Origin of the sequence: Klebsiella sp. HMSC09D12 (assembly GCF_001808475.1) — a bacterium.
Lineage (GTDB): Bacteria > Pseudomonadota > Gammaproteobacteria > Enterobacterales > Enterobacteriaceae > Klebsiella > Klebsiella oxytoca.
In genome coordinates, this window is sequence record NZ_KV793503.1 from 46,677 (window position 1) to 55,645 (window position 8,969).

Here is an 8,969-nt window from a genome sequence, read left to right on the forward strand (position 1 = left end):
TTAACCTGCCACAGCATGATCGATTACAGTAGATGTCATTTTCTTCTGTCTGATAAACATTGGTTATCACTTGCGATATGTCATTTCAGATTAAATTTCATCAGATTCGCGCCTTTGTTGAGGTCGCGCGTGAAGGCAGTATTCGCGGCGCCAGTCGGGCGTTGGCGATTTCGCAGCCGGCGTTAACTAAAGCGATTAAAGAGCTGGAAGAAGGGCTCTCCGCACAGCTGTTTGTGCGCCGTAGCCAGGGGGTGGCGCTGACTGAAAACGGCGAAAGCTTTTATCAACATGCGAGCCTGATTCTGGAAGAGCTACGGGCGGCGCAGGATGAGTTGCTGCAGCGCCAGGGAGAAAAGGCCGGGCAGATTAATATCGGCCTTGGCGCCAGCGTAGCGCGATCGCTGATGCCTTCGGTCATTTGCCGTTTTCATCAGCAGCATCCGCTGGTGAAGGTGCGGATTATGGAAGGTCAGCTGCTGGCGATGATTAATGAACTGCGGCAGGGTGAGCTGGACTTCACTATCAATACTTACTATCCCGGTCCGTACGATCATGAATTCAGTTTTGAGAAGCTATTTGAGAAACCCTTTGCGGTATTCGCCCGCGCCGGTCACCCGGCGGCAAAAGCGACTTCACTCAAGGCGTTGCTCGAACATCACTGGACGATGCCGACGCCGCGTGGCAGCTATTTCAAACAGTTACAGGAAATGTTTAACCAGGCCGGACTGGCGCCGAAAGTGGATATCGTTTGCGAGACTTTCTCTTCGTGCATCAGTCTGGTGGTGAAAAGCGATTTTCTCAGCATTCTGCCGGTAGAACTGGGTAACGACCCGATGATGGCGGATAAGCTGGTGATGATCCCCATCTGCGAAGCATTACCCAAAGCCACCTACTATCTGATTCAGCGCCGCGATATGCGGCAAACGCCTTTGACGGCATCATTAATCACCCTGTTTCGTCGCCAAAGTCGTCAACTGTTTCCCTAATCGCCTCGGGCCTCCGATTTGCCAGCATAAATGGCTAAACGCGTTGAGGAGGCGTCGTGAGGCGGCTATAGTACCCTCCCGGTAGTAGCTGGAGGAACGCGCATGAACCTTGACGACAAATCCCTATTTCTTGGCGCCATGGAGGACGTTCAGCCTCTGAAACGCAACAACGATGTTCACTGGCATCCCGAGCGGAAAACCCGCGCCGTACAGCGGGTTGACACCCTGCAGCTGGATAACTTTTTGACCACCGGTTATCTCGATATCGTGCCGCTGGCCACCGCGCTGGAGTTTAAACGCGAAGGGCTGCAAAGCGGCGTGCTGGAGAAGCTCCGGCGCGGCAAATATGGCCAGCAGGCGAGCCTTAATCTGCTGCGTCAGCCGGTGGAAAAGTGCCGACAGATGTTATTTGCTTTTGTGGTTCAGGCGCAAAAAGAGGGGCTGCGGAATCTGCTGATCGTTCATGGCAAAGGGCGCGACGACAACGCGCACGCCAATATTATCCGTAGCTACCTGTCGCGCTGGCTGGTGGAGCTACCGGAAGTCCAGGCGTTCTGCGCGGCGCTACCGCACCACGGCGGCAGCGGCGCCTGCTACGTGGCGCTAGGAAAATCGCCCGAGGCTAAGCTGGAGAACCGGGAGCGCCACGCCAAGCGCAGCCGCTAGCGCATCAGCAGCGTTAATTCCCGGGCTGCCTTCTGGAGCTCGGGTAATACGCGTTCGAGCATCTCCTGGGCGGAAACCTGTCCGGCGTGCACCCCGACGTTCAGCGCCGCCTGAATCTGGCCCTGGGGATTAAACAACGGTACCGCCAGCGAGCGCAGCCCCATCTCCAGCTCCTGATCGTTGAGCGCATAACCCTGCTGACGTACGCGTTTGAGCTCAGCGCGCAGCCTGGCGACCGAATCAACGGTTTGCGGGGTGTAGCGAATCATCGTAACCCGACCCAGCATATCGTTCAGCTTCTCTTCCGGCTGATAGCTCAGGAGCACGCGCCCCATTGACGTTGCCCATGCCGGCAGGCGGCTGCCGATGTCCAGGTCGATGGTCATAATTCGCGAGCTGGAGGCGCGGGCGATATAAAGAATATCGTCGCCGTCGAGGGTGGCGATAGAGCAGGATTCATTGAGCATTTCGCTTAAATGCTTGAGTACCGGCTGCGCCGAGCGCGCCAGCGGCGTGGAGGCCAGCCAGGCGTGGCCCAGCGCCAGAATTTTCGGCCGCAGCTGGAAATTTTTACCATCTTCGGCGTACACAAACCCCAGCTTGCTTAGCGTATACAGACAGCGACGTACCGCCGCGCGCGGAATGCCGGTTTTTTGACTGATTTGCGAAATAGAGAGCAGCGGGCGCTGCGGAGTGAACGCCTGGATCACTTCCAGCCCGCGCGCCAGCGAGGCCATGAAGTTGGGATCGCCCTTAAACGGCTCGCTATCGCCGGTCAATAAATCGTCTGGATGTTTCTCCATTTTCCTCTCCCAATTTGCCGTCGATCACATTCTTTCGCTAAACATACACGATGTTCGATTATCGCACCATATTTCGATTATCGCCCTTGACCAGCATCGTTAAGCGGGTCACATTTTGTGCGAACAACGAATAAAAGTGCGATTACCGCACATACGGGAGCGACCTGATGATTGATAAAAGCGTGTCGACGCTAAGTGATGCCATCGCCGGGATCCACGACGGGGCGACGATTATGATTGGCGGTTTTGGCCCCGCCGGCCAGCCGACGTACCTGATAGATGCCTTGATAGAACAGGGGGCCCGCGATTTAACCATTATCAACAACAATGCGGGCAATGGCGAAGTGGGACTGGCGGCGCTGCTGAAAGCCGGGCGGGTGCGAAAAATGATCTGTTCGTTCCCACGTCAGGTTGACTCGCAGATTTTCGATGACCTCTATCGCCGCGGCAAAGTTGAGCTGGAGCTGGTACCGCAGGGGAACCTCGCGGCGCGTATTCAGGCGGCAGGGGCGGGCCTCGGCGCGGTTTTCACTCCAACCGGCTACGGTACGCCGCTGGCGGAAGGGAAAGAGACTCGCGAGATCGACGGGCGTCACTATGTGCTCGAATATCCTATCAAGGCCGACTTTGCGTTGATCAAAGCCCATCAAGGCGACCGCTGGGGAAACCTCGTATACCGCAAGGCGGCGCGCAACTTCGGCCCGATTATGGCGACCGCCGCGAAAACCACTATCGTGGAAGTCTCGCAGCTGGTGCCCCTCGGTAGCCTTGACCCGGAGAGCATCATTACCCCGGGCATTTTTGTTCAGCGCGTCTTCTCCCTGGAAAACCTGATTGCCGCTAAAAGCGCCTGAGGACCCCGTTATGCAAAAACTGACTCGCGATGATATGGCCCAGCGCGTGGCTCGCGATATACCTGAAGGCGCTTATGTCAATCTGGGGATCGGCTTGCCTACCCGCATTGCTAACTATCTTCCCGCTGATAAAGAAATCTTTCTGCACAGCGAAAATGGCCTGCTGGGGATGGGGCCGAAACCGCTACCGGGGGAAGAAGACCCGGAGCTGATTAACGCCGGAAAAGAGTATGTGACTTTGCTTGAGGGGGGCTGCTATTTCCATCACGGCGACTCCTTCGCCATGATGCGCGGCGGTCATCTCGATATCTGCGTACTCGGCGCTTACCAGGTCTCCGCCAGCGGCGATCTGGCGAACTGGAGTACCGGCGCGCCCGACGCGATACCTGCCGTTGGCGGGGCGATGGATCTGGCCATTGGCGCTCGTCAGGTCTTCGTGATGATGGATCATCTGACCCGCGACGGTGAATGCAAGCTGGTAGAGCACTGCACCTATCCGCTGACCGGCGTCGGCTGCGTAAGCCGCATCTATACCGATCTGGCGGTCATCGATATCAGCGAAAGCGGCCCGGTGGTACGGGAAATCTTTAACGGCCTCTCTTTTGAGGAACTGCAGCGCATCACTCCGGTGACGCTGACTTTTGCACAACTGGCGGAAAGCGCGTAAGGAACCTATGATGAATCAGGCATTTATCTGTGATGCGGTGCGTACGCCGTTTGGTCGCTTTGGCGGTACTCTTGCCACCGTACGCGCCGACGATCTGGCGGCACTGCCGCTCAAGGCGCTGCTGGAGCGCAACCCGGGCCTCGATCCGGCGCGCATTGATGATGTGATTTATGGCTGCGCTAACCAGGCGGGTGAAGATAACCGCAACGTCGCGCGGATGGCGCTGCTGCTGGCTGGCTTGCCGGAAAGCGTGCCGGGCAGTACCGTCAATCGCCTGTGCGGTTCCAGCCTCGATGCGATCGGCATCGCAGCGCGCGCGATTAAAAGCGGCGAAACTCAGCTGATGGTCGCCGGCGGCGTGGAGAGCATGTCGCGGGCGCCGTTTGTGATGGGCAAGGCCGAAAGCGCCTTTAGCCGCACGATGCAGATGGAAGATACCACCATCGGCTGGCGCTTTATCAACCCGCAGATGAAAGCGCTGTACGGCGTGGATTCGATGCCGGAAACGGCGGAAAACGTGGCCGGTGATTTCGCCATTTCTCGTGCCGATCAGGATGCGTTTGCGCTGCGCAGCCAGCTGCGCACGGCGGCGGCGCAGGAAGCGGGGCGATTTGCCGACGAGCTGATCGCCGTCTCGGTGCCGCAGCGTAAGGGTGAACCGCTACTCTTTAGCCGCGACGAGCACCCGCGCAGCACCACGGCGGAGGCGCTGGCCAAGCTGCGCGGCGTGGTGCGCGCCGACGGTACGGTGACGGCAGGCAACGCCTCCGGAGTTAACGACGGCGCCTGTGCGCTGCTGTTAGCCAGCGAGCAGGCGCTGACCGCCAATGATTTACAGCCGCTGGCGCGCGTAGTGGGCGTCGCGACGGCAGGCGTTGCGCCGCGGATTATGGGATTTGGTCCGGCGCCGGCGGTGCGTAAAGTGCTGGCGCAAACCGGGTTAACGCTTGGGCAGATGGACGTCATTGAACTGAATGAAGCCTTTGCCGCTCAGGCGCTGGCGGTTACGCGCGATCTGGGTTTGCCCGACGATGCGGCGCACGTCAATCCTAACGGCGGCGCGATTGCCCTCGGTCATCCGCTGGGCGCCTCCGGCGGTCGTCTGGCAATGACTGCAGCGTATCAACTGCGTCGTACCGGCGGGCGCTATGCGCTATGCGCTATGTGTATCGGCGTTGGTCAGGGGATCGCGCTGATAATTGAACGCGTTTAAGGAGCCATAATGAGTTTGTTGACCCCGATGCTGCGTACCAGCCCGCTGACAGACTGGTTCAGCGATGTACAGCGGGTGCAGGGGATGCTGGACTTTGAGGCCGCTCTGGTTCGCGCCGAGGTCGAATGCGGCCTCGTGCCGCAGACGGCGCTCAATCCCATCATCGAGAGCTGCCGGCACGAAAAAATCGACTTTTCCGCGCTGGGGCAGGCCGCCGCCAGCGCCGGGAATCTGGCGATCCCGCTGGTCAAACAGCTGACCGCTCGGGTCAAAGAGCGGAATGAGGCGGCAGCGCGCTACGTACACTGGGGGGCCACCAGCCAGGATGCTATCGATACCGGTTTTATTCTACAGCTGCGCGGCGCGCTGGCGGAAACGGAATCTCTGTTACAGCGTCTGCTCGACGCATTAGCCCGTCAGGCGGAGCGCCATCAGGATACGGTGATGCCTGGCCGTACCTGGATGCAGCATGCGCTGCCGGTCACTTTCGGCCTGAAGCTTGCCGGGACGCTGGATGCGCTGCTGCGCTGGCAGGTGCGTCTGCGAGAGATGCGGGCAAGGGTGCTGGCGCTGCAGTTTGGCGGCGCAGCGGGCACCCTGGATTCCCTAAAAACGCAGGCGCCGCCGATCGCCGCCGCGCTGGCGAAAGCGCTCGACCTGCAGCTTCCGGACGCGCCCTGGCACAGCCAGCGCGACCGGCTGCTGGAAGTCGGGGCATGGTACGCAGGCGTCTGCGGTACGCTGGGTAAATTCGCGAATGATTTTTCTCTACTGATGCAAACCGAAGTGGCAGAGGTGGGTGAACCGGTTGCCGAAGGGCGCGGCGGTTCGTCAACCATGCCGCACAAACGTAACCCGATCTCCTGCGCCGCTATTTTGACCGCCGCTCAGCGAACGCCGGGCCTGGTGGCGACGCTGTATGCTGGCCAGATCCAGCAGCATGAGCGGGCGTTGGGCGGCTGGCAGGCGGAATGGGAAACGCTGCCGGAGCTCATCACCCTCGTCGGCGGCGCGCTGACGCAGAGCGAGGCGCTGGTCAGCGACATGCAGGTCTTCGCGCACAAGATGCGCGCCGACCTTGAGATGACCCACGGCCTGATTATGGCTGAGGCCGTTACCCTGGCGCTGGCGGAATTTATCGGTAAAGCCGAGGCCCATCACCGGGTTGAAGCGCTGTGTCGTCAGGCGCTGGATACGTCTCGCTCATTGCTGAGCGTGCTGGAAAACGATCCGCTGGTCAGCGAGCATCTTTCCGCCAGCCGCTTAACCCAACTGCTGGAGCCGGCAACGGCGACCGGCAGCTCAGCACTCTTCGTGCGCCAGGTTGTGGCGCGATATAAGGAGCAACGTCTTGAATGTTGATTATCAGATTGACGGGCCGCAAGACGCGCCGGTCATCGTTCTCTCTAACTCGCTGGGTACCACCCGGGCGATGTGGCAGCCGCAGATCGAGGCGTTGACGCAGCATTTTCGCGTGCTGCGCTACGATACCCACGGTCATGGCGCCACGCGTAAAAACGGTAAAGTGACGCTGGCGCAGCTCGGCGAAGATGTGGTTGCGCTGCTCGATCATCTTAATATTGCCAAAGCCTGGTTTTGCGGAATTTCCATGGGCGGTCTGACCGGTCTGTGGCTGGGACGCTTTGCTCCGGAACGTTTTTACGGGCTGGTCGTCGCCAACACCGCCGCGCGTATTGGCGACCAGGCAAGCTGGCTGTCGCGCGCCCGCGCGGTGCGTCAGGAAGGTATGGAAGTGGTGGCCGCAGGCGCGGCGGATCGCTGGTTTACCCACGCGTTTCGTCAGAAGACGCCGGAAGTGGTGGCAGCGCTCTGTCACCAGTTGACCCATATCGATGCGGAAGGCTATGCGGTCTGCTGTGAAGCGCTGGCCGCCGCCGATCTGCGCGCTGAGGTCGGGCAGATTGCCGTTCCGGTGCTGATCGTTGCCGGTGAAAGTGACCCTGTCACTACAGTGGCCGATGCGAACTTTCTGCATCAGCAGATCGCGACCTCTGAGGTAGTGGTGCTGGCGGCATCGCATTTATCGAATATCGAAGCGCCGCGGGCGTTCAGCTCGGCGCTGCTGGGCTTTATTGAGGGGGAACAACAGCATGGACGATAAACAGCGTTATCAGCAGGGAATGACGGTTCGTCGCAAGGTGCTTGGCGATACGCATGTCGATAAGACGCTGCGAAAGCTGACGCCGCTGAATGAAGAGTTCCAGGACTTCATTACCCGCTACGCCTGGGGAGAGACCTGGACCCGACCGGGGCTCGATCACCATACCCGCAGTATGATCACCATCGCCATGCTGATTGCCCTGAATCGCGAGGCTGAGCTGAAAATGCATCTGCGGGCGGCGTTTAATAACGGTGTTACCCGCGATGAGTTAAAAGAGTTAATTATGCACTCCGCGCTTTACTGCGGCCTGCCCGCAGCCAACGCGACGATGCATCTGGCGCAGCAGGTGTTTGATGAGATGAATGCTGTTTAGCCGCCACCCGGCAGGTTTGTCGCTCATCTCAGGCCGTCACGCGACGGCCTTCGACAGTGACCCGCCGCCAGGGGCGGGTAATATCACCCTCTTTGCTGTGAACAGCCCGCGCACTGCTTATTCTGGATCTGCTGGAAGAAATCGTTGCCTTTGTCATCCACCAGAATAAATGCCGGGAAGTTTTCCACTTCGATTTTCCAGATGGCTTCCATACCCAGTTCCGGCCAGGCCACGCACTCCAGGCTCTTAATACTCTGCTGCGCCAGTACCGCAGCCGGGCCGCCGATGCTGCCGAGGTAAAAACCGCCGTGCTTGCGGCAGGCGTCGGTCACCTGCTGGCTGCGGTTGCCTTTGGCCAGCATGACCATGCTTGCGCCGTGGGATTGCAGCAGATCAACGTAGGAATCCATACGGCCAGCGGTAGTCGGGCCAAGGGAGCCTGACGCATAGCCTTCCGGAGTTTTCGCCGGGCCCGCGTAGTAAATCGGATGATCCTTGACGTACTGCGGCAATTCTTCACCGTTATCGATGAGCTCTTTCAGCTTCGCGTGGGCGATATCGCGGGCCACAATAATGGTACCGTTGAGCGTCAGACGCGTTGAAACCGGGTGGACGGAAAGCTGGGCCAGAATCTCGCTCATCGGCTGATTAAGGTTAATGCTGACGACCCTGCCTTCACCCTGCTGGCGCAGGTGTTCAGGAATATACTGGCCCGGATTGCTCTCCAGTTTCTCAATCCAGATACCGTGGCGGTTGATTTTGGCTTTGATATTGCGATCCGCTGAACAGGAGACGCCCATGCCTACCGGGCACGACGCGCCGTGGCGCGGCAGGCGGATGACGCGAATATCATGAGCGAAATATTTACCGCCGAACTGCGCACCGAGGCCGAGGTTTTGAGCTGCGAGCTGCAGCTCATTTTCCAGCTGAATATCGCGGAAGGCCTGGCCGTGCTCGTTGCCCTCGGTCGGCAGACCATCGTAATACTTCGTTGAGGCCAGCTTAACGGTTTTCAGCGTGGCCTCTGCCGAGGTGCCGCCAATCACAAAGGCAATATGGTACGGTGGACAGGCGGCCGTGCCGAGCGTGCGCATTTTCTCGACGAGATAGTTTTTCAGCTTCGCCGGGGTGATTAACGCCTTGGTTTCCTGATACAGATAGGTTTTGTTGGCCGAGCCGCCGCCTTTGGCCATACAGAGGAATTTATATTCGTCGCCGTCAACGCTATAGAGATCAATCTGCGCCGGAAGATTAGTGCCGGTGTTGACCTCTTTATACATATCCA

The 8,969-nt window shown here is 59.2% G+C and carries 10 protein-coding genes; 8 read left to right on the forward strand and 2 right to left on the reverse strand.

What is annotated here, in order from left to right; translation table 11 throughout:
• The first annotated feature begins 77 nt into the window (after window positions 1-77).
• Window positions 78-986: a LysR family transcriptional regulator gene (locus HMPREF3178_RS22695; RefSeq protein ID WP_004102561.1), complete on the forward strand. Its 909-nt coding sequence runs from the start codon at window positions 78-80 to the stop codon at window positions 984-986.
• A 102-nt stretch (window positions 987-1,088) separates the two neighbouring features.
• Complete coding sequence (gene smrA / locus HMPREF3178_RS22700; RefSeq protein ID WP_017145763.1) at window positions 1,089-1,652, forward strand: DNA endonuclease SmrA; 564 nt, start codon at window positions 1,089-1,091, stop codon at window positions 1,650-1,652.
• Here the strand turns inward: smrA and HMPREF3178_RS22705 are convergent.
• Window positions 1,649-2,455 (reverse strand): IclR family transcriptional regulator domain-containing protein, encoded by an 807-nt coding sequence (locus tag HMPREF3178_RS22705; RefSeq protein ID WP_004102558.1) that lies wholly within the window; start codon window positions 2,453-2,455, stop codon window positions 1,649-1,651. The genes smrA and HMPREF3178_RS22705 overlap by 4 nt on opposite strands.
• 167 nt (window positions 2,456-2,622) lie before the next feature.
• Between HMPREF3178_RS22705 and HMPREF3178_RS22710 the strand changes: the two genes are divergently transcribed.
• Genes HMPREF3178_RS22710 through pcaC form a run of 6 tightly spaced genes read left to right on the forward strand, consistent with a single transcriptional unit; the run spans window position 2,623 to window position 7,684 of the window.
• The gene (locus HMPREF3178_RS22710) at window positions 2,623-3,309 is read left to right on the forward strand and encodes a 3-oxoacid CoA-transferase subunit A (RefSeq protein WP_004102556.1); all 687 of its coding nucleotides are present in this window, start codon (window positions 2,623-2,625) and stop codon (window positions 3,307-3,309) included.
• Window positions 3,310-3,319: 10 nt separating this feature from the next.
• Window positions 3,320-3,976, forward strand: coding sequence for a 3-oxoacid CoA-transferase subunit B (locus HMPREF3178_RS22715; RefSeq protein ID WP_017145764.1), 657 nt, complete (start codon window positions 3,320-3,322; stop codon window positions 3,974-3,976).
• Between the two features lie 10 nt (window positions 3,977-3,986).
• A complete protein-coding gene (gene pcaF, locus HMPREF3178_RS22720) occupies window positions 3,987-5,189 on the forward strand; it encodes a 3-oxoadipyl-CoA thiolase (protein ID WP_017145765.1) in 1,203 nt (400 codons plus the stop codon).
• Between the two features lie 9 nt (window positions 5,190-5,198).
• Window positions 5,199-6,551, forward strand: a complete 1,353-nt coding sequence (locus HMPREF3178_RS22725; RefSeq protein ID WP_017145766.1) for a 3-carboxy-cis,cis-muconate cycloisomerase — start codon at window positions 5,199-5,201, stop codon at window positions 6,549-6,551.
• Complete coding sequence (gene pcaD, locus HMPREF3178_RS22730; protein ID WP_004102547.1) at window positions 6,541-7,311, forward strand: 3-oxoadipate enol-lactonase; 771 nt, start codon at window positions 6,541-6,543, stop codon at window positions 7,309-7,311. Before HMPREF3178_RS22725 ends, pcaD begins: the two co-directional genes overlap by 11 nt.
• Window positions 7,301-7,684: a 4-carboxymuconolactone decarboxylase gene (gene pcaC, locus HMPREF3178_RS22735; RefSeq protein ID WP_017145767.1), complete on the forward strand. Its 384-nt coding sequence runs from the start codon at window positions 7,301-7,303 to the stop codon at window positions 7,682-7,684. Before pcaD ends, pcaC begins: the two co-directional genes overlap by 11 nt.
• A gap of 83 nt (window positions 7,685-7,767) precedes the next feature.
• Here the strand turns inward: pcaC and HMPREF3178_RS22740 are convergent.
• Window positions 7,768-8,969 (reverse strand): FumA C-terminus/TtdB family hydratase beta subunit (locus tag HMPREF3178_RS22740; protein ID WP_228705147.1); only part of this gene is annotated, 1,202 nt, incomplete at its 5' end.

Excerpts from the sequence above, each read along its gene's own strand:
- HMPREF3178_RS22695 (WP_004102561.1), top strand. The coding sequence starts at position 78 with ATGTCATTTCAGATTAAATTTCATCAGATTCGCGCCTTTGTTGAGGTC.
- smrA (WP_017145763.1), top strand. The coding sequence starts at position 1,089 with ATGAACCTTGACGACAAATCCCTATTTCTTGGCGCCATGGAGGACGTT.
- HMPREF3178_RS22705 (WP_004102558.1), bottom strand. The coding sequence starts at position 2,455 with ATGGAGAAACATCCAGACGATTTATTGACCGGCGATAGCGAGCCGTTT.
- HMPREF3178_RS22710 (WP_004102556.1), top strand. The coding sequence starts at position 2,623 with ATGATTGATAAAAGCGTGTCGACGCTAAGTGATGCCATCGCCGGGATC.
- HMPREF3178_RS22715 (WP_017145764.1), top strand. The coding sequence starts at position 3,320 with ATGCAAAAACTGACTCGCGATGATATGGCCCAGCGCGTGGCTCGCGAT.
- pcaF (WP_017145765.1), top strand. The coding sequence starts at position 3,987 with ATGAATCAGGCATTTATCTGTGATGCGGTGCGTACGCCGTTTGGTCGC.
- HMPREF3178_RS22725 (WP_017145766.1), top strand. The coding sequence starts at position 5,199 with ATGAGTTTGTTGACCCCGATGCTGCGTACCAGCCCGCTGACAGACTGG.
- pcaC (WP_017145767.1), top strand. The coding sequence starts at position 7,301 with ATGGACGATAAACAGCGTTATCAGCAGGGAATGACGGTTCGTCGCAAG.